Source organism: Actinopolyspora mortivallis DSM 44261, from assembly GCF_000384035.1.
GTDB classification, from domain to species: domain Bacteria; phylum Actinomycetota; class Actinomycetes; order Mycobacteriales; family Pseudonocardiaceae; genus Actinopolyspora; species Actinopolyspora mortivallis.
Window position 1 is genome coordinate 1,013,546 of sequence record NZ_KB913024.1, and the last position, 25,603, is coordinate 1,039,148.

Annotated in this window: 24 protein-coding genes and 1 pseudogene; 16 read left to right on the forward strand and 9 right to left on the reverse strand. The window is 69.9% G+C overall.

Going from position 1 to position 25,603, the window contains the following annotated elements; genetic code table 11:
* Positions 1–17: 17 nt before the first annotated feature.
* The 3 genes from ACTMO_RS0104990 to ACTMO_RS0105000 are packed head-to-tail and all read right to left on the reverse strand — an operon-like array spanning position 18 to position 1,953.
* Positions 18–596, reverse strand: coding sequence for an anti-sigma factor family protein (locus ACTMO_RS0104990; protein WP_019853568.1), 579 nt, complete (start codon positions 594–596; stop codon positions 18–20).
* Positions 593–1,186: an RNA polymerase sigma factor gene (locus ACTMO_RS0104995; RefSeq protein ID WP_019853569.1), complete on the reverse strand. Its 594-nt coding sequence runs from the start codon at positions 1,184–1,186 to the stop codon at positions 593–595. The genes ACTMO_RS0104990 and ACTMO_RS0104995 overlap by 4 nt, the downstream gene beginning before the upstream one ends.
* On the reverse strand, positions 1,183–1,953 hold the full coding sequence (locus ACTMO_RS0105000; protein WP_019853570.1) for a pyrimidine reductase family protein: 771 nt from the start codon (positions 1,951–1,953) through the stop codon (positions 1,183–1,185). The genes ACTMO_RS0104995 and ACTMO_RS0105000 overlap by 4 nt, the downstream gene beginning before the upstream one ends.
* A 55-nt stretch (positions 1,954–2,008) precedes the next feature.
* On the opposite strand from ACTMO_RS0105000, the gene zapE reads away from it, so the two are divergent.
* The gene (gene zapE / locus ACTMO_RS0105005; protein ID WP_019853571.1) at positions 2,009–3,052 is read left to right on the forward strand and encodes a cell division protein ZapE; all 1,044 of its coding nucleotides are present in this window, start codon (positions 2,009–2,011) and stop codon (positions 3,050–3,052) included.
* Between the two features lie 60 nt (positions 3,053–3,112).
* Here the strand turns inward: zapE and rocD are convergent, their stop codons facing one another.
* Positions 3,113–4,351, reverse strand: coding sequence for an ornithine--oxo-acid transaminase (gene rocD / locus ACTMO_RS0105010; RefSeq protein WP_019853572.1), 1,239 nt, complete (start codon positions 4,349–4,351; stop codon positions 3,113–3,115).
* Between the two features lie 362 nt (positions 4,352–4,713).
* Between rocD and ACTMO_RS0105015 the strand changes: the two genes are divergently transcribed.
* Positions 4,714–5,529, forward strand: coding sequence for an SGNH/GDSL hydrolase family protein (locus ACTMO_RS0105015; RefSeq protein WP_026448892.1), 816 nt, complete (start codon positions 4,714–4,716; stop codon positions 5,527–5,529).
* A gap of 23 nt (positions 5,530–5,552) precedes the next feature.
* Here the strand turns inward: ACTMO_RS0105015 and ACTMO_RS0105020 are convergent, their stop codons facing one another.
* Complete coding sequence (locus ACTMO_RS0105020) at positions 5,553–7,175, reverse strand: serine/threonine protein kinase (protein ID WP_026448893.1); 1,623 nt, start codon at positions 7,173–7,175, stop codon at positions 5,553–5,555.
* A gap of 198 nt (positions 7,176–7,373) precedes the next feature.
* Here ACTMO_RS0105020 and ACTMO_RS0105025 point away from each other — a divergent pair, with 198 nt between their 5' ends.
* The 3 genes from ACTMO_RS0105025 to ACTMO_RS0105035 are packed head-to-tail and all read left to right on the forward strand — an operon-like array spanning position 7,374 to position 10,979.
* On the forward strand, positions 7,374–8,927 hold the full coding sequence (locus tag ACTMO_RS0105025; RefSeq protein ID WP_019853574.1) for a sugar ABC transporter ATP-binding protein: 1,554 nt from the start codon (positions 7,374–7,376) through the stop codon (positions 8,925–8,927).
* Positions 8,920–9,918 carry an ABC transporter permease gene (locus tag ACTMO_RS0105030; protein ID WP_026448895.1) on the forward strand — a complete coding sequence of 333 codons (999 nt, stop codon included), beginning with the start codon at positions 8,920–8,922 and terminating at the stop codon, positions 9,916–9,918. The genes ACTMO_RS0105025 and ACTMO_RS0105030 overlap by 8 nt, the downstream gene beginning before the upstream one ends.
* A gap of 53 nt (positions 9,919–9,971) precedes the next feature.
* Positions 9,972–10,979 (forward strand): sugar ABC transporter substrate-binding protein, encoded by a 1,008-nt coding sequence (locus tag ACTMO_RS0105035; protein ID WP_026448896.1) that lies wholly within the window; start codon positions 9,972–9,974, stop codon positions 10,977–10,979.
* Positions 10,980–10,992: 13 nt separating this feature from the next.
* Here the strand turns inward: ACTMO_RS0105035 and ACTMO_RS0105040 are convergent, their stop codons facing one another.
* Positions 10,993–11,445 (reverse strand): peroxiredoxin, encoded by a 453-nt coding sequence (locus ACTMO_RS0105040; protein ID WP_019853577.1) that lies wholly within the window; start codon positions 11,443–11,445, stop codon positions 10,993–10,995.
* Positions 11,446–11,637: 192 nt separating this feature from the next.
* Between ACTMO_RS0105040 and ACTMO_RS0105045 the strand changes: the two genes are divergently transcribed.
* The 3 genes from ACTMO_RS0105045 (at position 11,638) to ACTMO_RS0105055 (ending at position 13,851) form a co-directional block, all read left to right on the forward strand.
* The gene (locus tag ACTMO_RS0105045) at positions 11,638–12,222 is read left to right on the forward strand and encodes a type 1 glutamine amidotransferase domain-containing protein (RefSeq protein ID WP_019853578.1); all 585 of its coding nucleotides are present in this window, start codon (positions 11,638–11,640) and stop codon (positions 12,220–12,222) included.
* A gap of 88 nt (positions 12,223–12,310) precedes the next feature.
* Positions 12,311–13,450: a baeRF2 domain-containing protein gene (locus ACTMO_RS0105050; protein ID WP_019853579.1), complete on the forward strand. Its 1,140-nt coding sequence runs from the start codon at positions 12,311–12,313 to the stop codon at positions 13,448–13,450.
* Between the two features lie 71 nt (positions 13,451–13,521).
* Positions 13,522–13,851: a DUF2795 domain-containing protein gene (locus tag ACTMO_RS0105055; protein WP_019853580.1), complete on the forward strand. Its 330-nt coding sequence runs from the start codon at positions 13,522–13,524 to the stop codon at positions 13,849–13,851.
* A 75-nt stretch (positions 13,852–13,926) separates the two neighbouring features.
* On the opposite strand, the gene ACTMO_RS0105060 is transcribed toward ACTMO_RS0105055, so the two are convergent.
* Positions 13,927–15,159: a serine hydrolase domain-containing protein gene (locus ACTMO_RS0105060; RefSeq protein ID WP_019853581.1), complete on the reverse strand. Its 1,233-nt coding sequence runs from the start codon at positions 15,157–15,159 to the stop codon at positions 13,927–13,929.
* A gap of 379 nt (positions 15,160–15,538) precedes the next feature.
* Between ACTMO_RS0105060 and ACTMO_RS20345 the strand changes: the two genes are divergently transcribed.
* The 3 genes from ACTMO_RS20345 to ACTMO_RS0105075 all read left to right on the forward strand — a co-directional run bounded on the left by ACTMO_RS20345 (position 15,539) and on the right by ACTMO_RS0105075 (position 17,692).
* Positions 15,539–15,862, forward strand: a complete 324-nt coding sequence (locus ACTMO_RS20345; RefSeq protein ID WP_019853582.1) for a hypothetical protein — start codon at positions 15,539–15,541, stop codon at positions 15,860–15,862.
* 54 nt (positions 15,863–15,916) lie between these two features.
* Positions 15,917–16,627, forward strand: a complete 711-nt coding sequence (locus tag ACTMO_RS0105070; protein WP_019853583.1) for a dienelactone hydrolase family protein — start codon at positions 15,917–15,919, stop codon at positions 16,625–16,627.
* 204 nt (positions 16,628–16,831) lie between these two features.
* Positions 16,832–17,692 (forward strand): 3-hydroxybutyryl-CoA dehydrogenase, encoded by an 861-nt coding sequence (locus ACTMO_RS0105075; protein WP_026448897.1) that lies wholly within the window; start codon positions 16,832–16,834, stop codon positions 17,690–17,692.
* On the opposite strand, the gene ACTMO_RS20350 is transcribed toward ACTMO_RS0105075, so the two are convergent.
* Positions 17,683–18,456 (reverse strand): GntR family transcriptional regulator, encoded by a 774-nt coding sequence (locus ACTMO_RS20350; protein WP_084792301.1) that lies wholly within the window; start codon positions 18,454–18,456, stop codon positions 17,683–17,685. The two genes, ACTMO_RS0105075 and ACTMO_RS20350, sit on opposite strands and share 10 nt — an antisense overlap.
* Positions 18,457–18,667: 211 nt before the next feature.
* On the opposite strand from ACTMO_RS20350, the gene ACTMO_RS0105085 reads away from it, so the two are divergent.
* From ACTMO_RS0105085 to ACTMO_RS0105095, 3 genes are all read left to right on the forward strand, one after another.
* Complete coding sequence (locus ACTMO_RS0105085; RefSeq protein ID WP_019853586.1) at positions 18,668–19,876, forward strand: CaiB/BaiF CoA transferase family protein; 1,209 nt, start codon at positions 18,668–18,670, stop codon at positions 19,874–19,876.
* 20 nt (positions 19,877–19,896) lie between these two features.
* On the forward strand, positions 19,897–21,087 hold the full coding sequence (locus ACTMO_RS0105090) for an acyl-CoA dehydrogenase family protein (protein ID WP_019853587.1): 1,191 nt from the start codon (positions 19,897–19,899) through the stop codon (positions 21,085–21,087).
* Positions 21,088–21,250: 163 nt separating this feature from the next.
* Entirely contained in the window at positions 21,251–22,453 is a 1,203-nt protein-coding gene (locus ACTMO_RS0105095; protein ID WP_051099193.1) for an MFS transporter, read from the forward strand.
* Between the two features lie 45 nt (positions 22,454–22,498).
* Here ACTMO_RS0105095 and ACTMO_RS23625 read toward each other — a convergent pair.
* Positions 22,499–23,290, reverse strand: a pseudogene (locus ACTMO_RS23625) (SAM-dependent methyltransferase); the annotation flags it as partial.
* A gap of 361 nt (positions 23,291–23,651) precedes the next feature.
* On the opposite strand from ACTMO_RS23625, the gene ACTMO_RS0105105 reads away from it, so the two are divergent.
* Both ACTMO_RS0105105 and ACTMO_RS0105110 read left to right on the forward strand, forming a co-directional pair.
* Positions 23,652–24,737 carry an S-(hydroxymethyl)mycothiol dehydrogenase gene (locus ACTMO_RS0105105; protein WP_181188169.1) on the forward strand — a complete coding sequence of 362 codons (1,086 nt, stop codon included), beginning with the start codon at positions 23,652–23,654 and terminating at the stop codon, positions 24,735–24,737.
* Positions 24,734–25,363 (forward strand): MBL fold metallo-hydrolase, encoded by a 630-nt coding sequence (locus ACTMO_RS0105110; RefSeq protein WP_019853591.1) that lies wholly within the window; start codon positions 24,734–24,736, stop codon positions 25,361–25,363. The genes ACTMO_RS0105105 and ACTMO_RS0105110 overlap by 4 nt, the downstream gene beginning before the upstream one ends.
* Positions 25,364–25,603 lie beyond the last annotated feature (240 nt).

The following is a 25,603-nucleotide window of genomic DNA, read 5'->3' on the forward strand; positions in this document are numbered from 1 at the left end:
GGATGTGACTCGGGTGTTCATCGTTCGTGCTCGTTCCGTGTGGGTGGGGCCACGTCGGCCAGGCGCACGGTGATCTCCGGGGCACTCACCCCCAGGTGCTCCACGAGCTCGGCCTCGATCCGCTGCCGGAGGCCGGGCAGCAGACGCCATGCCGCCGCCGGGTAGGTCGCCACCAGGTCCACGCGCAGCACCCGCCCCTCCGGGACGCAGGAGAGCAGGGTCAGCTCCGGGGTCTCCCGCAGGATCCGCCGGACCAACCCGCGCGTCAGGGACACGGTCGCGGTGGGCCGGATGTAGAGCCTGCCGCGTTCCTGCTGGAGTTCCACCCACTCGCCGGTGTCGTGGTCCCGGGACTCCCGCAGAACGGCCAGCGTCCGTTCCAGCAGACCCTCCGGGGCCCGTACCGGGGTCTCGGCGGCGCGCCGCACCGCCCCCCAGCGCTCGGCGATCTCGGCCAGTTCGGCCTGGCAGTGCGGACAGGTGGCCAGGTGTTGCTCCAGGGCGGAGTCCTCCCCGTCCAGGTGGTAGTCGAGGAGTTCGCCGGTGCTGTGTCCGCACGGAAGGGGCCGGTCGGACACGGGGGTTTCCACGTTCACGGCACCTCCCTCAACTCGGTGAGCAGCGCCAGCCGTGCCCGGTGCAGACGGGAGCGCAGGGCGGTGATGTTGACCTCCAGCACCTCGGCCACCTCCTCGTAGGACATGCCCTCCAGCTCGCGGAGCACCAGCGGCAACCGCTGGGACGGTTCGAGCCGCGCTATGGCGGTGTGCACCCGTCGAGTCTCCTCCTCCCGCAGCGCCGCTCCCTCCGGGTCCCCCGTGCCTTCGGGGGAGACCGCGGTGAGGGGAGACTCCTCGGTGAGATCCAGCGGAACGGTCGGTTTCCGCTTGCGGACCTGGCTCAACGCCGCGTTGGTGACCACCCGGTACAACCATGTCGAGGCGGCGGCGTCCCCGCGGAAGGTGGCCAACGCGCGCCAGGCGGAGACCCAGGCCTCCTGCACGGCGTCCTCGGCTTCGACCGGGTCGTCCACGATGCGCAGGGCGACCCGGTAGAGCCGGTTCGTGTGGGTTCGCACCAGCGAGTCGAACGCCGACGTGTCGCCCTCCTTGGCGGCCATGAGCAGGGCGCTGTCGTCGGGGACGCTCCCCGTCGCCCGTTCGTCGGCGTCGACTCCCTCGGTCATTCCGCGGTTCTCCCGTAGCGGAGCAGAAGTACGGAGTCATCGGCGCGCAGTGCCGACAGCAGCCGCATTCCCCGGGGCGCTTCCACACCGTCGCCGAAGGCGATCCTACTGGCTCTGCCCGCGGTCAGCAGGGGCGAAACCGTCAGGCACAGCTCGTCGACCACATCGGCGGCCACGAGCGAGCCGAACAGGGCGGGGCCGCCCTCACACCCGATCCGGTACAGGCCGCGTTCGGCCAGCGCGCGAAGGACGTGTGGTGGATCCACCTCCTCGGTTCCGGCGACGATCACGTCCGCTCCGGCCCGGGCCAGCTCGCGACGCCACTCCACGGGGGAGGCGGCGCTGGTCACCACGATCGGGGTGGCGACCGTGTCGGTGATCAACGGTGAGTCCACCGGGACCGAACCACGGGCGGTGACCACGGCTATCGGGGGCACCTCGCCCAGTCCGCGCTCCCGACGCCGTCTGCTGCGGACCTCGGTGCGCCGCACCCCGCGATATCCCTCGGCCAGCGCGGTGCCCGCTCCGACGAGCACCACGTCGGACAGGTCCCGGATCAGGGCCAGCACCCGCTGGTCCGTGGGGCTGGACAGCCCCCGGGAGCTGCCTTCCACGGCGACCGCGCCGTCGAGACTGGAGACGAAGTTCACCCTCAGCCACGGGCGGTCCAGTCCCGTGGGGTAGGCGTAGATCCCTTCCAGGGTTTCGACGTCGGTGAACTCGCTGTCCACCTGTTTTGTCGTGGAGATGGGCCACAGCTGGTGCATTGCCCCATCTCAGCACGCCGAGGACCCTCGTCGGAGGAACGGTTACAGTTCCCCCATGAGCACCCCGCGCCTGGTGGAACGTCACCCCGAGCTCGGTTCCGAGGAACTGGTGGCCGCGCTGGCACCGCCGCCGCGTTTCGACGGGGTTCGCCTCGACAACTACGTACCGAACCCCGAGGAGCCGAGCCAGGCCGAGGCGGTGGCGCGGTGCCGTGAGTTCGTCTCCGAGATCGGACGGGGGACGAGCCGGGGCGGTTCGTGGCTGCGCGCGTTGTTCGGTCGGGTGAGCGGGAAGACCGCGGGAGAGGACGGCTTCCGGCCGGGGCTGTACCTGGACGGCGGGTTCGGTGTCGGCAAGACCCACCTGCTGGCTTCCATGTGGCACGCCGTGGAGGGGCCGAAAGCCTATGCCACCTTCGTCGAGTTGACCAATCTGGTGGGGGTGCTCGGGTTCGGGGAGGCGGTACGCCGACTCTCGGAGCACCGTCTGCTGGCCATCGACGAGTTCGAACTCGACGACCCCGGCGACACCATGCTGGTGACCCAGTTGTTGTCCAAGCTCACCGAGGCCGGGGTGCGGGTGGCCGCGACCTCGAACACGTTGCCGGACAAGCTGGGGGAGGGCAGGTTCGCCGCCGTGGACTTCCTTCGTGAGATCCACGCGATGGCCGAACGTTTCACGGTGGTGCGCATCGACGGACCGGACTACCGCCACCGGGACTTCCCCGAGCCGCCGGAGCCGTTGGGCGAGGACGAACTGGTCGGGTTGGCCCACCGGACTCCGGGGAGCACGCTCGACGACTTCGGGGAGTTGTGCGCGCACCTGCGGCGTGTCCACCCGTCGAAGTACGGGAAGATGGTCGACGAGGTCACCGCCGTGCACCTGAGCGGGGTGCACGCCGTCCCCAACCAGAGTGTGGCTCTGCGGTTGGTCGCGCTGGTCGACCGGCTCTACGACCGTGCCGTGCCGGTGCGGATCTCGGGGAGTTCGCTGTCGGCCCTGTTCACGGAGGAGATGCTGGCCGGCGGGTACCGGAAGAAGTACCTGCGTGCGTTGAGCAGGCTGACCGCCCTGTCCCGGGAGCTGGCCAGGTCGTGATCCGCCCGGCGGAGCGGGCTCGACGGGCGGACCACGAGGTAGGGAAGGACCGCCTCCGGGTCAGTTCCCGTCCAGCACCCTCACGACCGCGTCGAGCCCCTCGTGGAGCTCCTCCGTGCTGATGACCAGCGGTGGGGCGATGCGCAGCGTGTTGTCCTGGGTCTGTTTGCACAGCACACCGTGTTCGAGGAGGCGTTCGCAGACCTGGCGTCCGGTGGGGCCCTCCGGGGGGAGGTCCACTCCGGCCCACAGCCCACGACCACGGACGGCCGTGACCGTCCGGCCGACCAGCCCGCCGAGCCTGTCGTGCAGCTGTTGGCCCAGTTCGCGGGAGCGCTGCTGGAAGCTTCCGTCGGAGAGCAGCCTGATCACGGCACGTCCGACCGCGCAGGCCAGCGGATTACCACCGAAGGTGGAGCCGTGCTCGCCGGGCTGGAGGACTCCCAGCACGGAGCGGCTGCCCACCACCGCCGAGACGGGAAGGATCCCTCCGCCGAGCGCCTTGCCCAGGGTGTACAGGTCGGCGCGGACCCCCTCGTGGTCGGTGGCCAGCAGCTCGCCGGTGCGGGCCAGCCCGGACTGGATCTCGTCGCAGATCAGCAGCACGTCGTTGTCGTCGCACAGGCGTCGCAGCCGGGGCAGGTAGTCCCGTGGCGGGACGACGACGCCGGCCTCGCCCTGGATGGGTTCCACCAGCACGGCGGCCGTGTGCGGGGTGATGGCCTCCTCCACGGACCGCGCGTCGCCGTACTCGGTGACGACGAAGCCGGGGGTGTAGGGACCGTAGTCGGCACGTGCCTCGGGGTCGGTGGAGAACGAGACGAGCGTGGTGGTACGGCCGTGGAAGTTGGAGCCGGCCACGATGATCTCGGCCCGGTCCTCGGCGATCCCCTTCACCCGGTAGGCCCACTTGCGCGCGACCTTGAGGGCCGACTCCACCGCCTCGGCCCCGGAGTTCATGGGCAGCACCATCTCCGTGCCGGTGAGTTCGGCCAGCTCGCGGCAGAACGGTCCGAACTGGTCGTGGTGGAAGGCCCTGCTGGTCAGGGTCAGACGCCCGAGCTGTTCGGTGGCCGCGGCGACGAGATCCGGGTGGCGGTGTCCGAAGTTCAGCGCGGAGTAGCCCGCCAGGAAGTCCAGATAGTCGTGACCGTCCACATCGGTCATCCGGGATCCGGACGCCGTCGCCAGCACCACCGGCAACGGGTGGTAGTTGTGCGTGGAGTAGGTCTCGTCCAGCGCGAGGAAGTCGGATGTCTCCAAGGGCGTGTCACGCACGCCGGGTACGGCCGCTGTCATGGCAACAGGCTATGTCGTGACGACGACTGTTTCAGCCGGAACCCGTTGCTTTTTACGGCAATTCGTTGCTTCGTGGCCGTCCTTCTCTTTGTTTCGTTGCGTTTTCCCCGGTTCAGGTGGAGCTCGTGACAGTGCTTCGCCGCCGTGTCCGAGCCGGTGCGGAAAAACCCGGCATTCCCCGGGGAGCGGGCCGTGCCGCTGCTGCGGGCGGAACAGCGCCGTCTCCCGGGCGGATGCGCCGTTTTTCCCAGCCGTGATCACCCGAAGGGAGCGATTTTCCTCCGGTCACCCGTGTGCGCCTTTCGTGGCCTCTCGATCGCTGATAGTCACGAACAGTCGATCACGGCCACCGGAGGTTACTCGTGCGCAGATCAGCGTTGTCCAGTTGTCTTTCCGTCGCGTTCGCGACGGCGTTACTCCCCCTGTCGGCTCCACTCGCCGGTGCCGAACCGCAGGCGGAGCCCTTCGAGTACGTCGCCCTCGGAGACTCCTACGCCTCCGGACTGGGGACCGGAGAGTACCTACCGGAGAGCGGCGACTGCCGCAGGAGCGAGTTGGCCTACCCGAGCCTGGCGGCCTCGGAGGTCGGGGCGGACTCCTTCTCCTTCGTCGCCTGCGCCGGGGCCAAGACCGAGGGGGTGCGAACCGAGCAGGTCACGGCCCTGAGTGAGGGCACCGACGTGGTCACCGTCTCCGTCGGCGGCAACGACGTCGGGTTCGGCCCGGTGGTGACCACCTGCGTGACCGAGAGCGAACAGTCCTGTGACCAGGCGGTCTCCGAGGCCGAGGTCTATGCCACCGAACAGCTTCCCGGGCTGCTGGACGACACCTACGACGCGATCGCGGCGGCGGCTCCCTCCGCGCGCGTCGCCGTGGTGGGGTACCCGAGGCTGTTCGAGACGGACCCCTGTCTCTCCCCGTTGACCCGGTTCGAGAGGCAGCGGCTCAACGAGGGCGCCGACACGTTGAACCGGGTCGTCGCGCAGCGGGCGCGCCAGGCCGGTTTCTCGTTCGTGGACGTGACCGAGGAGTTCGCCGGACACGGTGTCTGCGGTGCGCAGCCGTGGATCAACGGCCTCTCCTACCCCGCCGAGGAGTCGTACCACCCCAACGCGGCCGGGCACGAACAGGGCTTCCTGCCGAGCGTCTCCGGAGCCCTCTCCGGGGCCGTGGTGTGAGCCGGGCGGTGCGCGGACACCGCTCACAGCACCCGTGAGTCGTAACGGCGCGGCGCGTACTGTCGCAGCGCGGCACGGAGCCGCCGCGCCTCCCGACGGCGTTTCCACCATCCGCCACTGGCGCCGATGGTGAAGATCCTGCTCGCACCGCGGTACTCGCGGACCCGGTGCCACCAGCGGGAGTCGTGGGACACGCCGGGAACGAGCCACACCGCCAGGGCCTGCTTCTTCCCGGCACCCACCAGAGCGACCCTGCCGACGTGCTTCCAGGGGATCTGTCGGTGCAGCCCCATTCGGGAGATGCGGATACCGTCCTGGTTGATCTTGAGTTTCTTGCCGGGAAGCAGCGCGTGGGCCAGCGAGAGCACGGCACTGAGCACCAGCAGGAACACACCCAGCGCGAGGACGGCCCGCATGGAGGCGGTGAGGTGGAGTTGTCCGCCCAGACGTATCGCCCCGTAGGCCAGCAGAGCCGAGAACCCCGACCACAGCAGCGCGCTCAGGTGTCCGGCCGTGCGGAACACCTGCCCCGGCAGCTCCGCGCGGACCTCCTCCCGGGGCGGACCCGGTGGGGAGGGCCGTGCGGACGGCTCAGCCGTGGGGGGCTGTTCCGGGGGACTCCGCCGGGGCGCCGCGTTGGGGGAGGGCTCCGGAGATGGTCCGGCACCGGCGGAGCCGGAGGCGGGTGGGCCGGATCCCGCGGGCGAGAGTGTGTCGACCCGTTCCCGTGCGGCGGGTGAGCCGTCGAGCTGTCGGGTGGAGCGGTGCAGTACCCGCTCCAGCTGTGCGGCGTGTCCGGTGATCAGAGCGGTCACGTCGGGCGGGAGCCACTCTCCGGACGGGCGAGCGGAGTCCCCGATGGTGTTCAGCAGTTCCCCCGTGCTGGGGCGCGCGTTGGGGTCCTTGGCCAGACAGGCGGCCACCAGCCGACGAGGTTTTTCCGGCAGCCCGTCCAGCTCGGGTTCGTTGTGCACCACCCGGTAGAGCATGGCGGGGGTGTTCTCGTCCCCGAAGGGGGCCGAACCGGTGGCCGCGAACGCGAGCACTGCCCCGAGGGAGAACACGTCACTGGGTGGGCCCACCTCGGTTCCCATCGTCTGTTCGGGGGAGAAGAACCCCGGGGTGCCGAAGAACATCCCGGTGGAGGTCATCCCGGTGGAGGCCATCGCCCGGGAGATCCCGAAGTCGATGACCCGGGGACCGTCCGGGCCGAGCAGCACGTTGGCGGGTTTGAGGTCACGGTGCACCAGCCCGGCCCGGTGCACGGCCTGAAGTGCCTCGGCCAGCCCCGCCCCCAGGGAGAGCACCGCGTGTTCCGGGAACGGCCCGTGCTCGGCCACCGCCCGGTGCAGGGTGGGGCCGGGCACGTACTCGGTCGCCAGCCAGGGGTGTGGGGCCTCGGGGTCGGCGTCGACCACGGTCGCGGTCCAGAACCCGCCGACGGCGGCCGACATGCGCACCTCGCGGCGGAAACGCTCGCGGAACTCCTCGTCGGCGGCCAGCTCCGGTTTGGCCACCTTCACCGCGACCGGACGTCCTCCCCGGGAGCTGCCGAGATAGACGGCCCCCATCGCGCCCTTGCCGATACGGGCCAACAGTCGGTAGTCCCCGACCCTGCTCGGATCGCCGTCCAGCAGCGGCTGCACCTGTTTCTCCCCCTTCGCCGGTTCGGTCCCAACCTTACGACGTGCGGACCGATGCCGGGTTGCGAACCGCTCGACGAGTCCGACCGGGGGACCACCGAGTGTTCCGAATCATTCCGTGGTGGATTGGTTACTCGCCGGGGCGAAATCCTTCCGGGGGATCTCCGGAGTGGTTATGATCCGGCTCGTGTCTCCGGGGCGATGCGCCGAGCCGTCGGGAGGTTCGTGGTGGTGGAGGAACCCGCGCGGCACGCGGAGCCGACAGAGGTGCCCCGGGCGCGCCTGCTCCGGGTGAGCAAACGATTTCCCGGAGTGGACGCGGTGACGGACGTGAGCCTCGACGTGTTCGCCGGGGAGGTCCACGTCCTGGCCGGGGAGAACGGCGCTGGCAAGTCCACGCTGATGAAGATCCTCGCCCAGGTGGACGCTCCCACCTCGGGCGGGATCGAGATCGACGGTGTTCCCGTCGCTCATCGCGGTCCGGCCCACGCCCGACGACTCGGCGTGTCGATGGTGCATCAGGAGTTCGCCCTGGCCCCGGACCTCACGGTCGCCGAGAACCTCTTCCTCGGCCACGAACCCGGCCGTCTCGGCTGGATACGACGTCGTGTGGAGCGCGCGAGGGCTCGCCGGCTGTTGAGTCGTGTGGGGCTGGACGTGCGGGAGACCCGCACGGTGCGGACGCTGTCCACGGCACAGCAGCAGCGCGTCGAGATCGCCAAGGCCCTGGCCGTGGACACCGGACTGCTCGTGTTGGACGAACCGACCGCCAGCCTCACCGAACAGGAGAGTGCCGAGCTCTTCACCGTGCTGAGGTCGCTCACCGCCACCGGCACGGCCGTCTGCTACGTCTCGCACCGCCTGGACGAGATCTTCACCATCGGTGACCGGGTCACGGTGCTCCGGGACGGATCAGTGGTGACCACCCGTCCCGTCGGGGAACTGGACCAGGCCGCGCTCGTGCGTTCCATGGTCGGTCGTGACGTGGAGAACCTGTACCCGCGCGTCTTCCGCGAACCGGGTCCGGTTCGGCTCCGGGTGCGCGGGCTGGAACGCGCGGAGGCGGTGCGGGGCGTCGACCTGAGCGTGCGGGCGGGCGAGATCCTGGGGCTGGCCGGGTTGATCGGAGCCGGTCGTACCGAACTGGCCCGTGCCGTGTTCGGAGCGGAACCGGCCACCGCGGGCCGTCTCACCCTGGACGGTCGAGACCTGCGTGTCCGCTCCCCCCGGGAGGCCATGGCGGCGGGAATCGGATACCTGACCGAGGACAGGAAGGGTGACGGGCTGGCCCTGCAACTGGGGGTGGACGTCAATATCACCCTCGGTGCCCCGCCCACGCGGGGTGGGCTGATAGATCTCCGTGCCGAACGCGACGAGGCCGAGCACTACCGGGATCGCCTCGGGATCAGGACACCACGGGTGAACAGTCCCGTACGGCTGCTGTCCGGAGGCAACCAGCAGAAGGTCGTGCTCGCCCGTGTGCTGCGCACCGGCGCCGGGGTGCTCTTCGTCGACGAGCCGGGACGCGGCATGGACGTGGCCGCCAAGTCCGAGATGTTCCGGCAGCTCGACGAACTGGCTGCCGAGGGCAGGGCTATCGTGCTGATCTCCAGTTATCTGCCGGAGTTGATGAACATGTGCGACCGCGTTCTGGTGTTGCGGGCCGGCCGGGTCGCCGGTGAGCTGGACCGCGTCGAGTTCTCCGAACGGCGTCTCGTCGCACTGGCGACCGGTGCCGGAGGCGGAGATGAGTGAGACCGGGACGCGGCGGGGAGAACGCGCCGGTCCGTGGACCCGGCTGCGGAACTCGGGCGCGGTGTCCGGAGTGGCCGCCGCGGGGGCCCTGATCGTGCTCTTCGTCGTGTTGTCCGTGGTGGCACCGTCCTTTCTCACCGCGGACAACCTGTTCAACCTGGCCTCGCAGACCTCGGTGAAGGCGGTGATGGCCGTCGGGGTGACGATGGTGATCATCACCGGTGGCATCGATCTGTCCGTGGGCTCGGTCGCGGCCCTGTCCGGCGTGGTCGGAGTGCTGCTGATGGCCGAACACGGACTGAACCCGCTGCTCGGAATCCTCGGCGGGATCGCGGTGGGGGCCACGGCCGGGCTGGTCAACGGACTGTTGGTCGCCCGGGTGGGACTGCCGCCGTTCATCGCGACACTGGGCATGCTCAGTGTCGCCCGCGGAGTGGTGCTGATCCTCACCGGCGCCGTGGCGGTGTTCGGTGCCCCGGACTCGTTCCGGCTGCTCGGCCAGGGAGTGCTGGGTCCGGTACCGATCCCGGTGCTGGTGATCGTGCTCGTGGCCGTGATCGGCCACCTGGTGCTGACCCGCACCCGCCTCGGCCGGTACGCCTACGTGCTGGGCTCCAACCCGGAGGCGGCCCGGCTCTCGGGGGTGGCGGTGGCCAGGCACACCGCCTCCGTCTACGTGCTGTCCGGGGTCTTCGCCGGGCTCGGTGGGATGATCGCCGCCTCGCGGATCAACTCCGGGCAGCCGAACTTCGGGGAGGGGCTGGAGCTGGACGTGATCGCCGCCGTGGTGATCGGCGGTGCCAGTCTGTTCGGCGGACGTGGGACGGTGCTCGGTTCGCTGATCGGAGCCTTCCTCGTGGCGGTGATCCGCAACGGGGCGGTGCAGCTCGGTATCGGGACCTTCTACCAGAACGTGTTGATCGGAGTGATCATCTGGGTGGCGGTGTGGTGGGACGGTTACCGGCGCGGAAAGTTCGGTGCGCGGGGATGACGGCCGGCGGTGTCGTGCCCGTGGTCGCCGTGTGCCGCTCTCGGGGTGGTCGTGTGCGAGGTGTGCTGCTGGTCTGCTGTCTGATCCCGCTGCTGGTCTCCACCGCCTGTGGGGCCCGGGTGTATCGGCCCGGAGCCGCCGAGCAGGGGGACGGTGGCGGAGCTTCGCGGGTCGCCGTGGTGCCCAAGGCCCTGGGCTTCGACTTCTGGGAGCGGGTGCGTCGGGGAGCCGAGTGCGCCGCCGAGCGCTACGACGGGATCAACCTGCACTGGGACGGTGTGACCTCCGAGAGCGACGTGAGCGGGCAGCAGAGCCTGTTGCAGAACCTGCTCGCCCAGGGACTGGACGGGCTGGTCTACGCGGCCACCGACGCCAGGGCGCTCGCTCCCGTCACCCGCACGGCCCTGCGGCAGGGCGTGACGGTGGCCAATATCGACTCGGGAACCACCCCCCAACCCCCGGAGGTGCCGGTGTTCGCCACGGACAACGTGACGGCCGCCGAGCGGGGGACCGAGCTGCTGGCCGACCGGATCGGTGGAAGCGGCACGGTGGCGCTGATCGAGTTCCAACCGGGCACCAACACGAACGCCACCAGGGTTCGGGGCTTCCACCGGGAGCTGCGGCAACGGCCCGGCCTGGAACTGGTCGCCAGGCAGTCCAGCGACAGCAGCTACAACCGAGCGTTGCAGGTCACCCAGGACATCCTCACCGCGCACCCCGATCTGGACGGAATATACGCCGCGAACGAACCCAGCACGCTCGGTGCCGCCGAGGCCGTGCGCCAGGCGGGCAGAGTCGGCGATATCCGGATCGTGGGTTGGGACGCCTCCGAAGGACAGGTGCGTGCCCTGCGGCAGGGGGTGTTGACGGGGCTGATCGCCCAGGACCCGTTCCGCATGGGCTACGAGTCGGTGCGGGCCACCGTGGACGAACTGCGTGGCGGAAGCCCGCGTTTCGCGGACACCGACACCGGAGCCCGGTTGGTCACCAGGGATAACGTGGACTCCCCCTCCGTGCGGAGGCTGCTCGAACCGGACTGCGCCTCCAGAACGACGTCCTGACCCTCGTGCTCGGTCAGCTACGGGAGCGGAGGAACTCGATCGCCCTGTCGGCGTGGACGGCCATGCGGAACTCGCTGCGGATCACGTGCAGCACGCTCCGGTCCCGATCCACCACGAACGTGTGTCTTTTGACGGGAAGCGGTCCGAAACCGCGGCGCACCCCGAACTGTTCGGCCACGGTCGCGTTCTCGTCGGACAGCAACGGGAACCACAGGGAGTGGGACTCGGCGAACCGGGCCTGCTTGTCCACCGGGTCGGGGCTGACACCGACCGGCTGGGCGCCGAGAGCGGCGAACTGGGTGCCCAGGTCTCTGAACCGGCAGCTCTCGGCGGTGCAACCCGCTGTCATGGCGGCCGGGTAGAAGAAGAGCACCACGAGGCCGTTGTTCAACAGCCCGGACAGGGAACGGGGTGTTCCCTCCTGGTCGGGGAGCTCGAAGTCGGGGACGGTCTCACCTGGCCGCACTGGCCACCTCCGCTGGTCGGCTTCGGTCCTGTCCCACAACCTACCGCCTCACCTCGGGGGCTCCTGTCGGGTTCGAGGTTTGGGAACGCACCGGCTCGGGGTATCGCCGGGTGACGGGGCTCCGGTGACCGTCAACAGCGGTGCCTGCCCGGCAGCACCCGGAGTGGCGACGAGGAGTGAGGTGATCACCGGATGACGGCGAGGTTGCACGGCTCGCGGGTGGCCTTCCTGGTGGCCCCCGAAGGAGTGGAGCAGGTGGAGCTGACCGCCCCTTGGCGTGCCGTGGGGGAGGCCGGAGGAAACGCCGAACTGGTGTCGGTTTCCTCCGGGCCCGTGCGGGCGTTCGAGCACCTGGACAAGGCGGACACGTTCACGGTGGACAGGCTCGTCGACGAGGTCAGCGCGGCCGACTACGCGGGACTGGTTCTTCCGGGAGGGGTGGCCAATCCCGACATGCTGCGCCGCCACGAGGAGGCGGTGCGTTTCGTGGGGGACTTCTTCCGCGAGTCGAAACCGGTGGCCGCGATCTGCCACGCCCCCTGGATGCTGATCGAGGCCGACGTGGTGCGCGGCAGGAGACTGACCTCCTACCCCAGTCTGGCCACCGATCTGCGCAACGCGGGTGCCCACTGGACCGACGAACGGGTGGTGGTCGACTCCGGGCTGGTCACCAGTCGTTCCCCCGCGGATCTGGAGGCGTTCTGCGCCAAGCTGGTGGAGGAGATCGCCGAGGGGCCGCACCGCCTCCGTTCCCGACAGACCGAGCGGACCGGCTGATCCTCTCCCGTGAGGTGGCTGTCCCCGCGGGACTCGCGGTGCCGACGGGGCCGGTGGACCAGAGACGACGGCAGGAGTGCGAATTTCGATGAAGCTCGGGTATCTGCAGCACGTCTACGCCCATGAGGGACCGTTCGTGACGGTGTACCTGGACACCTCCGCCGACTCCGCCGACGCCGGAAAGGAGATCGAGCTGCGCTGGCGTTCGGCCCGGGAACGGCTGGCCGAGCACGGGGCCTCGGCCGAGGACCTGCGTGCCGTCGACGAGACGGTGGGATCCCACGAGTGGCGGACCGGCAGACGGGGGAACGTCCTGGTCGCCGCAGGAGGTGGGATCGTTTTCCGGGACGAGCTGCCCGAAGCCCCCGAGGAGTTCTCCGACGACGAGTTGGCGCGTCTCGGACCGGTGCCGCATCTGATGCCCTACCTGCGTCTGCGCGGAGCCCGGGTTCCCCACGTCCTGGTGCTGGTCGACCGCACCGGTGCGGATCTGCACGTGGTCGACGCGGCCGGGCACAGCGGAGTGGTCACCGTGCAGGGCGATGCCACGCCGCTGCACAAGAGTCACACCGCCGGGGAGGGGCACGAGAAGTCCCACCACGACGCCGTCGAGGAGCAGTGGCTGCGCAACGCCGGTCAGGTGGCCGCCGAGGTCGACACCCGGGCCCTACGTACCGGAGCCGAGGTCATCGTGCTCGCCGGGGACGTGCGGATGCGTCGGATGGTGTACGACCACCTGCACAAGGGGCTGCGTGACCGGGTGGTGGCCACCGAGGCGAGCCACCGGGACCGCAACGCCTCGGAACAGACGCTGCGTGAGGAGGTCCACGAGGCGGTGCGCTCGGTGGTGCGGGAACGCACCGAGTCCACGGTGCGCGAGTTCGAGCGGGAACGCGGGCAGCACGACCGTGCGGTGGACGGCTGGGCGGACACGGTGGGGGCGTTGCAGCGCGGCCAGGTGGCCACGGTGCTGCGTAGCACCAAGGAGGTGGGCGAGTCCCCCGAGAGCCTGTGGATCGGCCCGGACCCCAACCAGACAGCGGTCGAGCGGAGCACTCTCACCGACATGGGGGTTTCCTCCCCCGTGAGCGTCTCCGCCGACGAGGCGGTACTGCAGGCCCTGGTGGGTACCGACGCGGAGCTGGTGCTGGTCGAGCCGGAACGGATCACGCTGACCGCCGGGATCGGGGCCGTGCTGCGTTACAGCGATTCGGGCAGTGGCCACTGACTCCGCCCTCCCGGGGCACGGCCGAGGGGCGTGCTTCCCGGCGACGGGCTGTTGGTTCCGAAGGGAGTGTCATGACCACCGACAGGGAGAAGCTGCGTACGAGTCTGTCCTCCGTGGACTTCCCGGCGGGCAAGGACGAGCTGGTCGCCCACGCGGAACGCAACGGGGCCGACGAGGACACGCTGGCGGCGCTGCGGGCCATGCCGCGCGCGGACGACTACGCGAACCTGACCGAGGTACAACGTTCGGTGTCGCTGGATCCGGCCTCGGAGGCGGGCCAGAGCGAGGCGGACAAGGCAGAACAGAACACGCGACGTACGGCCGACGGGCTGGCCGAGCACGAGACGAGCACCTCCAGCAACCCGATCGTGGAGGAGCTGGGCGAGAACCGGGGCAGCTGAACCCGGCGGTGGCCCCGGGACGGGACCGAAGCCCCGACACGGGACCCGACGGGCAGCGGGTCGTGTGGTCTCCGTTCAGTCCACCAGCGCCTGGTAGACCAGCGGTTGCAGCTCGGTGCGGATCGGATGCGCCGTGGAGGGCATGAGCTGGGTCAGGAACAGCACGGTCAGCTCCTCGGCCGGATCCACCCAGAACACGGTGCTCGCCATACCGCCCCAGGAGTACAGCCCGGGGGAGGAGAGGACCTTGCCCGCCTCCGGTCGTTCGACGACGGAGAACCCCAGCCCGAATCCCTTGCCCGCGTTGGTGACCTCGGAGAAGGTTCCCGTGGCGAGTTCGGTCAGGTCCGCTCCCCCGGGCAGGTGGCTGCGGGTCATGTACCGCACCGTTCTGCTGCCGAGCAGGCGTGTGCCCTCCAGCTCCCCCTCACCGAGCAGCATCCGGGTGAACCTGTGGTAGTCCCGGGCCGAGGAGACCAGCCCACCACCTCCGGAGAGCACCTGCGGCGGGCGTGTGCCCACGCGGTCCAGGCGGGTGTTGCGCACGGCCAGCCCCTCACGGTCGGCGCTGTAGAGCGCTGCCAGCCGATCCAGCTCGGACTCGGGAACACGGAAACCGGTGTCCCGCATGTCCAGGGGGTCGAAGATGTGCTCGCGGAGGAACTCGTCCAGGTTCCTGCCGCTGACCACTTCGATCACCCTCCCCAGCACGTCGGTGGCCACCGAGTAGTTCCACCGCGTGCCGGGGTCGAAGAGCAGCGGCAGTTCGGCCCACTCCGAGCAGGCTCTCGCCAGGTCGGCGTCCTCGGGATAGCCCGCTTCGAAACCGTGTTCCCGGTACAGCTGGTCCACCGGGTGGACGCGGTGGAAACCGTAGGTCAGCCCGGCGGTGTGCGTGAGCAGGTGCCAGATCCGTATCGGTTCGACGGCGGGACGGGTCTGCGGGGCCGCCGCCGGACCTCCCAGGTAGACCCGGGTGTCGGCGAACTCGGGGACGTAGTCGGAGACGGGATCGGTCAGCTGGAGCAGCCCCCGCTCGTGGAGCATCATCGCCGCCACCGAGGTGATCGGTTTGGTCATCGAGTAGATGCGGAAGATCGTGTCCGTCTCCACGGGCAGACCCTCCTCCACGTTCCGCGCTCCGTGGGTGCGCAGGTAGGCGATCTTGCCTCCGCGGGCGATCAGCACCAGCCATCCGGGCAGCTTGCCCGCCGTGACGTACTTCGCCAGGTGGTGTTCGATGCGTCGCAGTCTCTCCGGGGCGAGTCCCACGTCGGCGGCCTCCACCTCGACCTGCAGTTGACCCATGCCGGAAACCTCCTTCGACGGGATGCGGGGGGACCGGAGGACGGGTTGCTCGGGTGGGGCGCTGAACCGGCGCGGCAGGGAAGACACCCGGTCAGGCCGAGGACCCGATGCGGTTCCGGCCCCCTGGGATGGCTTTCGTCCCCGCCGTCCGGGGCGGCTTCGTGCGTCGGACGGGCGCGGGCCGAGGCAAACCGTTCCGCAAGGACCTCTCGCCGTGATCTTCGGGCACGTGGCGGCGGGACGCAATGGGAACCGACGAGTTGGGTGGTCTCGTGTCCGTCGGCCGGTCGGAAAGGTTCGTTTGGGTGGACCGTCGAACGGTAATCACCGGGGAGGAGTCGGTGAAGGTCGTGGTGTCTCGACGGAGCAGGGGGCGCAGATGTCCGATCCGTTCGACGAGCGGGCTCCCTCGGCGGACGAGCCGTCGGACGAGGAGCTCAGTGATCCCGCCGAGTTGCAGTCCGCGGGGGACCTGGACGAGGACGAGCTGGGCACCGACCCGATGGAGGGCGGGGTGGAGCCGCCTTCGCACTGGTCGACGGTGACCAGACGGCGTCCCACGCCGAGTGAGCGTTCCGAGGACGACGACCTGGACGAACGCTTGGCCCAGCAACGTCCGGACTTCGGCGCGGAGGAGGACACCGCGGCGGGGGACGAGGCCGGAACGGCCGAGGTGGACGAGGGAACGGAGTTCGACGAGTGACGCGCGGGGCCGTGCACCACGGTCCCGCGGAGGAAACCGAACGGGTGGAGGACAGTGGTCGCTGAACGAGGAGCCCCACAGGACGGGGTCGAACGGGGGACGGTGTCGCTGCCCGCCCGGGACACGGCCACGGGGGAGTTCCTGACGGGGGATCTGGCCGGACTGGACAACCGGGACGGGCTCGTCGTGTTCGTGCACGGAAGTGGTTCCTCGCGGCACAGCCCGCGTAACAGGGCCGTGGCCAGCGGACTGAACCGGGCGGGGTTCGCCACCTTGCTGATGGACCTGCTCACCCCGGCCGAGCACACTTCCGACGAGCGCACGGGCAGACTGCGTTTCGACATCGAGTTGCTGACCGTGCGGGTGCTCGGGGTGCTGGACTGGGTGGCCGAGCATCCCGGGCTGCGGGAACGCCGGCTGGGACTGTTCGGAGCCAGTACCGGCGCGGCGGCCGCTCTGGGGGCGGCGGTGCGGCGACCGGGACGGGTCTCGGCCGTGGTCTCCCGCGGTGGACGTCCCGATCTCGCCGTGGACCGACCGGAGCTGGTGCGGGTGCCCACGCTGTTGGTCGTCGGTGCGCGGGACCGCGAGGTGCTGGAGCTCAACGAGCGGGTGGCCGGCAGGATTCCCGCCGACAACGAGGTTCACCGGATTCCCGGGGCGACCCACCTGTTCGAGGAGGAGGGGGCGTTGGAACAGGTGACACGGGCCGCCGGGGCGTGGTTCGCGCACTATCTCGCCGAGCCGACCGCCACCTCGTCCTGAAGGGGCCCGGTTCTCCTTCCCGCACCGGGGGCGGCTCCCTCCGCGCCGTCCGGGGCGGCCCGTTCGGGGGTGCCACTTTCCTTCCCGCACCGTGGCACGACACAATGACCGCCGGTAGGGTTACCGTCCGGTAATACCTGAGTTCGTTGTAGTGCGGGCAGCGGAGACCGTTGTCCGGTTCCCCGATCCGAAAGGACGCGAGTGGTGCAGCAGATCCAGCGACTGGGGGTCGTCGGCGGTGGCCTGATGGGGGCCGGGATCGCCGAGGTGGGAGCCCGTGCCGGACTCGACGTGGTGGTTTCCGAGGTCGACGAGTCCGCCGCCGAGGCTGCCCGGAAACGGATCGGTGGCTCGATGGACCGGGCGGTGCGCAACGGAAAGCTGGAGGAGTCCGAGCGGGACGCCGCCCTGGCACGGCTGCGTGTCGTCCCCACGCTGTCCGAGCACGCCGACCGCCAGCTGGTCGTCGAGGCGGTGGCGGAGAACCCGGAGATCAAGAGTTCGGTGTTCGCCGAACTGGACCGGGTGGTCACCGACGAGGAGGCGATCCTGGCCTCGAACACCTCCTCGATCCCGATCGCGAAGCTGGCCGCGGCCACCGGGCGCCCGGGCAGGGTGTTGGGTATCCACTTCTTCAACCCCGTTCCGGTGCTGAAGCTGGTGGAGCTGGTGCCCTCCTTGCTCACCGAGGAGGACACGGTGCGGCGCGCGGCGGCGTTCGCGACCGACCAGCTGGACAAACGGGCCATCCGGGCCCAGGACCGGGCCGGTTTCGTGGTCAACGCCCTGCTGGTGCCTTATCTGCTCTCGGCCGTCAGGATGTACGAGAGCGGTTTCGCCTCGGCCGAGGACATCGACAACGGCATGGTGCTCGGCTGTGCGCATCCGATGGGGCCGTTGACCCTGGCCGACATGGTCGGGTTGGACACGGTCGCCGCCATCGCCGAGTCGATGCACGCCGAGTACAAGGACCCCAACTACGCTGCCCCGCCGCTGTTGCAGCGCATGGTCGACGCCGGGCTCTACGGCAAGAAGTCGGGCAGGGGGTTCTACGACTACTCCTGACCGCTCCCTTCCGGAAACGGCGGAGGCCCCGCGTCGTGGTGTCCCGGCGCGGGGCTCTGCCCGTCGGAGTGTGTCCGGTGGGACCGCCCCTCCGGCCCGTGCGTCGCGCTTCCCCCGGAAGGGGGCGGCATCGTGTCCCGCAGTGCGGCCACGGCGTGCTGTCGGTGCGCGTGCAGCAACCGGGCCAGCTCCGTGCCGTCGCGCTCCCAGGCGGCCCGCAGGATCGCCTCGTGCTCGGCGAGCACCCGGCCACGGTTGTCCACGGAGTTGTAGTACACGGCGCGGTAGGCGTCGGTGGCGTCCCAGAGGGTGCGGATCACGCGCATCAGCCACGGCATCCCGGCCGGTTCCAGCAGCGCGAAGTGGAACCGGCGGTTGGCGGCGATCATCTCCACCAGGTCCTCGCGTTCGGCGGCCTCGGCCACCGCCCGGTGCTCGGCCGCCACCCGCTCCAGTTCCGCCGTCTCAGCGCGACGTGTCGCGTGGTGGGCGGCCTCGGTCTCCAGCAGTTCCCGGAGTCGGTACACCTCCAGCAGGTCCTCCAGTGAGAGCTCGGCCACCGTGTATCCCCGGTGGGGGCGGTAGACCACCTGCCCCTCCGCTTCGAGGGTCTTCAGCGCCTCGCGCAGCGGAACCCGGCTGACCCCGAGTCGTCGGGCCACGGAGTCCTGTCTGATCGGCTGGTTCGGGGCCAACTCCCCGGACAGGATCGCCTTGCGCAGCTCGTCGAGTACGAACTGCTGGGTGGTCGGAGGTCGTGACATCGCACCCTCGCGCATGGGTCGGCACGGTGTTCCCCGGGTGAACGCCCGTCGCGAGGATCGTGCCGGAACGTGACCGGTGCGGTCGGCCGCGGGACCGTCCGGTGCGTTCGACCAGGGTTGACCGAGGGCTTTTCAACTGTATATTGGATCCAACTTTGCGCCGACGCAAGTCGCCCACCCGGTCACCGAGCGCGGAAAGGTCTCAGGTCGCATGGCGCGGACACTGCCCCTGGAAGGTGTGCTGGTCGCCGACTTCAGCCGTGTGCTCGCCGGACCCTACGCGACCATGATGCTCGCCGACCTCGGAGCCACCGTCGTCAAGGTGGAACGACCCGACACCGGCGACGACACGCGTTCCTGGGGACCACCGTGGACGGAACGGAGCTCCTCCTACTTCGAGTCCCTCAACCGGGGAAAACGCAGCCTCGCTCTGGACCTGACCGTCGAGGAGGACCGCCGCGCCGCAGTGGAACTGGCCGGCAGGGCCGACGTGCTGGTGGAGAACCACAGGCCCGGTTCACTGGAGCGGTTCGGGCTGGACTATCCCGCCCTCAGTGCCGTCAACCCGGGACTGCTCTACGTCTCCATCACCGGGTTCGGCAGTGAACGGGGAGCGGAACTGTCCGGCTACGACTTCGTGGTGCAGGCGGTGGGGGGACTGATGAGCATCACCGGTTTCCCGGAAGGGCCGCCGACCAAGGTGGGCGTGGCCGTGGTCGACGTGCTCACCGGCAAGGACGCCGCGTTCGGTGTCCTCGCCGCGCTGCGCCAGCGCGAAACCACCGGCCGTGGGCAGCGTATCGAGGTCAATCTGCTGTCCAGTCTGCTGTCCGGCCTGGTCAACCAGGCGGGAGCCTTCCTCGCCACCGGCGAGAGCCCCGAGCGCATGGGCAACCGTCATCCGAGCATCGCTCCCTACGAGACCCTGCGGTGCGAGGACGGTCCGCTGGCCGTGGCCGTGGGCAACGACGCGCAGTTCCGGAGGTTCACCGAGACGCTCGGGCTGGTCTGGATGGCCGAGGACCCCCGCTTCGCCACCAACGCCGACCGGGTCCGCAACCGGGAGGAGCTGGTGGCCGAACTGGAGAACGTGCTCGGTGCCAGGCCGGCGGCCGCCTGGCAACAGCGCCTGCAACGGGTCGGCATAGCCTGCGGTCAGGTCAACGACCTGGCCGGAGCCGTTCGCCAGGCGGAGTCGCTGGGGCTGGAGCCGACGGTCACTCCCACGGGGGGAGCACCGGGGATACGTCACCCGGTGGAGTTCTCCGGTGCCGCACGGGCCCGCCCCACCGCCCCACCGTCGTTGGGTGAGCACAACGAGGAGGTGCTCGCCTGGCTGTCCCGCCCGGACGCACCGTTGAGCGGGCCCGAACCGGAAACGTCGACGCCCGCTTCCGACCGGGACGTCGGAATCGCCTGAACCGTCTGGAGGCCGTAGCCATGAACTCCGGAAAGCGCCCCGACTTCGACCCCCACGACCCCCTCGGTGTCGACGACGAACTCAGCACCGAGCAGCTGGCGGTCCGGGACAGCGTCCGCGCGTTGTGCCGGGACCAGGTGCTTCCCCACGTGGCCGACTGGTTCGAGCGCGGGGAACTGCCCCGGGCCCGGGAACTCGCTCGGGAACTGGGCAGGCTCGGGGTGCTCGGCATGCACCTGGACGGCTACGGGTGCGCCGGTATGTCCGCCGTGGACTACGGCGTGGTCTGCGAGGAACTCGAAGCGTGTGACTCCGGGCTGCGGTCGTTGGTCTCGGTACAGGGCTCGTTGGCCATGTTCGCCATCCACCGCTGGGGCTCGGAGGAGCAGAAGCGGCACTGGCTGCCGCGGATGGCCGCCGGGGAGGCCATCGGTTGTTTCGGGCTGACCGAACCGGACCACGGCTCGGATCCCTCCTCGATGCGCACCTCGGCCCGCAGGGACGGGTCCGACTGGGTGCTCAACGGGCGCAAGATGTGGATCACCAACGGCACCATCGCCGACGTCGCGGTGGTCTGGGCCCGCACGGAGGAGGGCGTTCGCGGGTTCGTGGTGCCCACCGACACACCGGGGTTCACCGCCCCGGAGATCGCCCACAAGCTCTCCCTGCGTGCCTCGGTCACCAGTGAGCTCGTGCTCGACGACGTACGGCTGCCCGCCGACGCCGTGCTTCCGGAGGCCCACGGGCTGCGGAGCCCCCTGAGCTGCCTGAACGAGGCCAGGTACGGGATCGTGTGGGGGGCCAACGGAGCCGGACGCAGCTGCCTGGAGGCGGCCCTGGAGTACTCCACCACCCGCGAGCAGTTCGGCAAGCCCCTGGCGGGGCACCAGCTGACCCAGTCCAAGCTCGCCGACATGGCCGTGCGGGTGCACAACGGGCGGCTGCTCGCGCTGCACCTGGGGCGCCGCAAGGACGCGGGAACCCTGCTTCCCCAGCAGGTCAGTTTCGGGAAGCTGGACAACGTGCGGGGTGCCCTCGACGTGGCGCGGACCGCGCGCACCCTGCTCGGGGCCAACGGCATCTCCCTGGAGTACCCGGTGATGCGGCACATGACCAACCTCGAGTCGGTGCTCACCTACGAGGGCACCTCCGAGATGCACACGTTGACCATCGGGGCCGCCATGACCGGTGTGGACGCCTTCCGCGGTTGAGGCACCCGGCAGCGCCGGGCCGTCGGGGTAGGCCCTTTCCCCGACGGGGTGGAACCGGGTCGGAAGGTGGAGGGATCCGTCACTCATCCGTTCGGAGGGTCACCGCGGGGTGCTATCACGCGGTGGTGCGTTTTCTTGCGTCGAGCGAACAGCGGGTGTGGTGATGGTGAAGGTCTCCCTCGGTGTCGGATCCCGCGCCGAGTACGGTCCGGCGCGGACGGTCGCCGTGGTGAGCGGGGTGGTCACCGTCGGGATACTCCCCGTTTTCCTGGTCGGGGGGCTCGGGGTGCAGTTGCAGGAGGGGCTCGGGTTCGGTCCGGCGGTGCTGGGCCTGGGGGCCGCCGGGTTCTTCGCCGTGGCCGCGCTGTGCTCCCGGCCGATGGGATGGGTCTCCGGACGGATCGGGCCGCTGGCCTCCCTGCGCGTGGCCGCCGTGGGAAGCTCGTTGTGCCTGCTGGGCGCGGCCGTGGCGCGTGATCCGGTGTGGCTGCTGATCGCTCTCTGGCTGGCGGGGATGCCGAACGCGCTGGGACAGCCCGCGTCGAACTCGCTGATCGCCCGTTGTGTTCCCTTCCGTTACCGGGCCACCGCCTTCGGGGTCAAACAGGCGGCCATTCCCACGGCCACCCTGCTGTCCGGGATGGCGGTGCCGACCGTGGCCCTCACACTCGGCTGGCGTTGGGCCTTCGCGATGGCGGCCCTGGCCGGAGTGGGGATCGTGCTGCTGCTGCCCGCCGAGGTGGGCACCGTGGGCTCGGGCGCGGACGGTTCCCCCTCGCCGGGAGGGGAGTTCGCTCCGGTGGGAAGGGGAGTGCTGCTGCTCATCGCCACGGCGGCCGGACTCGGTTCGGCGGCCGCGAACGCGCTCGGGTCCTTCGTGACCACCACCGGGGTGCACGTGGGATTCACCCAGGCCACGGCGGGTGTGGTGCTGGCGGTGGGATCCGCCTGCGGCCTCGGTATGCGGCTGGCCGTGGGGGCGCTCACCGACCGCAGGAACCTGGACCCGTTGGTGCTGATCACCGTGATGCTGCTGGTCGGTTCCGCCGGGTTCGTGCTCATGGCCGTCCCGGATCCGTACGTCTTTCCCGTGGGGGCCGTGATCGGTTTCGGTGCCGGGTGGGCCTGGCCGGGACTGCTCAACTTCGCCGTGGCCGCGTTGTCGCCGGGACGGGTGGCCGAGGCGACCTCGGTGAGTCAGACGGGTGTCTACGTCGGGGGCAGCGCTGGCCCGTTGCTATTCGGCCTGCTGGCTTCCCACGCGGGGCTCTCCGAGGCGTGGTTGTCCGCCGCCGCGGTGGCCGTGCTCGCCTCCGTCCTGCTGTGGTTCGCCCGGCGCGGGACCCGGACGTCCCGGAGCGGTTGAGCGCACCTCCGCGCGGAAACCGGTGCTGCGTACCGGTTTGCGGGCTATCCCGCCGTGCAGCAGCGGATACCGTGTTCCGCGTGAGCGCAGGTGAGGGTCCGGCCGCCACGAGCTCAGTTGGCCCGGCCCCGGCGGGAACCGTTCGAAGTCGCCGAACAGGGCGTCGATCCGCTCCACGTCCCGGGGAAAAAGGGGATCGGTGGTCTCGGCGTAGAGGGCGCGCAGCGTTTCGGCCGCCTCGGGGGCCACGGATCCGGTGACGTGGCCCAGAACCAGATGGCTCCCTTCGGGGAGTCCACGGCGGTACTCCTCCAACAGGGCGAACGGTTCGGCCTCCTCCGGCAGGAAGTGCAGTACTCCGGTGGCGACCAGGGCGACCCGCAGGTTCCAGTCGATCCTCCCCTGCCGCTGCGCGGCGTCGAGGACCGCCTCGGGGTCGCGACAGTCCTCGTGCAGTACCGTCGCTCTCGGTTCCCCCTCCAGGATTCTGGCTCCGTGGGCGGCCGTGAGGGGTTCGTTGTCCACGTAGACCACCCGGTGGTGCGGGGTGATCCTCCCGGCGATCTCGTGGATGTGGCCGACGGTGGGCAGTCCGGAGCCCAGGTCGAGGAACTGGTGGATTCCGCAGGAGAGGGCGTGGTCCACCGCCCTGCGGAGGAAGTCCCTGCTCTGTAGGAAGAGCTCGGTGATCCCGGGCAGGGTCCGCTCGGCGCGGAGTACGAAGCCTCGTTCCGCCCCGAAGTTGTGACAGCCACCGAGGAAGGCGTCGGTGATGCGTGCCGAGCACGGTTGCCTGAGGTCCAGCTCTCTCCGATAGCGCGGGGTTTCCGCGGACATCACGCCTGCCTTCCGAAGTCGCGCCGCGAATCGTCACCGGCGGTCACCAACGACGCGGGGTCGCGCGAACGGTGCGTCCCCACGGGCGGAGTACCCGGTGGGAACGTCGGGGTGACGACGACTGCCCGCCTTCCGTGGTGCTCGACAGAGCGAAATCACACGGTAGTTCTTCGAACACCCATAGTAGGTCAACGGTCCGTCGCGGGGAACGCCTCGTCCGACACGGGAACGGGGTCGGTCTGTCCTCTGGAGACGGCCGGGGACATTCGATCGGGCGAGTTCGTCGGCGGGTGACTTGTGTGTGGCGGCGGAACGTACGAGGATGATCACGTACGGTTCCCCGCGCTCCCGGAGGTCGTTGTTGGCGACTGAGGTACGTGGAGTGGTGGCCACCGGGGCGGGACGCCCGGTGGAGACGACCACGGTGCGTGTTCCCGATCCCGGATCGGGAGAGGCCCTCGTCCGCGTGCAGGCCTGTGGGGTGTGCCACACCGACCTGCATTACCGGGAGGGAGGAGTCAGTACGGACTTCCCGTTCCTGCTGGGGCACGAGGCCGCCGGAGTGGTGGAGGCGGTCGGTTCCGACGTGACCGACCTGGACGTGGGCGATTTCGTGGTGCTCAACTGGCGGGCCGTGTGCGGCCGGTGCCGGGCCTGCCTGCGGGGCCGTCCACAGTACTGCTTCGACACACACAACGCGGCCCAGCCGATGACCCTGGCCGACGGCACGCCGCTGTCGCCTGCGCTGGGGATCGGGGCCTTCGCGGAGCGGACCCTGGTGCACTCGGGCCAGTGCACCCGGGTGGATCCGTCCGCCTCGCCCGTGGTGGCCGGGTTGCTCGGTTGCGGTGTGATGGCCGGCTTCGGTGCCGCGGTGAACACCGGTGGGGTCGGCCCGGGGGACTCCGTGGCCGTCATCGGTTGTGGGGGCGTCGGTGACGGGGCGGTGCTCGGTGCCGCCGCTGTCGGGGCCAGGCGGGTGATCGCGGTGGACAAGGATCCGCGGAAGCTGGAGTGGGCCCGTGAGTTCGGTGCCACGCACACCGTGAACGCGGCCGAGACGGACACCGTGGAGGGGATCCGGGCGGCGACCGGCGGCGTCGGTGCCGATGTGGTCGTGGAGGCCGTGGGCAGCCCGAACACCTACGAGCAGGCTTTCTACGCCCGTGACCTGGCGGGGACCGTGGTGTTGGTGGGGGTGCCCACCCCGGACATGCGGTTGGACCTGCCTTTCCTGGACGTGTTCGCCCGCGGGGGCGCGTTGAAGTCCAGTTGGTACGGCGACTGCCTGCCCAGCAGGGATTTCCCCGCGCTGGTGGAGATGTCCCTCCAGGGGAGGCTTCCCCTGGAGAAGTTCGTCACCGAACGGATCGGGTTGGACGAGGTCGAGCAGGCCTTCGACAGGATGTCCCGTGGAGAGGTGCTGCGTTCGGTGGTGGTGTTGTGAGCGCGCGTATCGAGCACACGGTGACCTCCGGCACGTTCTCCCTGGACGGCCAGACGTTCGAGGTCGACAACAACGTGTGGGTGATCGGGGACGACCGCGAGTGCGTGGTCGTCGACGCCCCGCACGACGTGGAGGCCATTCTGGAGTTGGTGGCGGGACGCGACGTGCTCGCGGTGCTCGCCACTCACGGTCATGACGACCATGTTCGGTGCGCGCCCGAGCTGGCCGACCGGGTGGGTGCTCCGGTGCTGCTGCACCCGGACGACCTCGTGCTCTGGCGGATGACCCATCCGGACCGTGAGCCGGACCGGATGCTGGTCGACCGCGAGGTGGTCGGTGTCGCGGGAGTGGGGCTACAGGTGCTGCACACGCCGGGACACGCGCCCGGGGCGGTGTGCCTGTACGTCGCGGATCTGTCCACGGTGTTCACCGGGGACACCCTGTTCTCCGGTGGCCCGGGGGCCACGGGACGTTCCTACTCGGATTTCGACGTCATCATCGAGTCGATTTCCGAAAGACTGTTCACCCTTCCTCCCGACACCACGGTGTGTCCGGGACACGGCCCGACCACCACGATCGAGGCCGAGCGCCCCCAGCTGCGGAGCTGGATCGAACGCGGTTACTGAGTGATTCCACGACGGAGAACACCCACTCCGTAACCTTTTCGTTACCTCCGTTCCCTCGTACGCTGTTACTTTCTCCGCAGGTCGCCGGTACGGACTGTTTCTCCGGGGCCTGCTGTTCTCCTCCGAACAGGTGGGCTCACTCACCCGTTCGGGCGGGCCGATGACTGCCCTCCCGAAAACGGTGGAGGATCGTGGACGAGCGCGAGTCGAACCGAGGGTGCGAAGGCAGTGCCGGTGGAT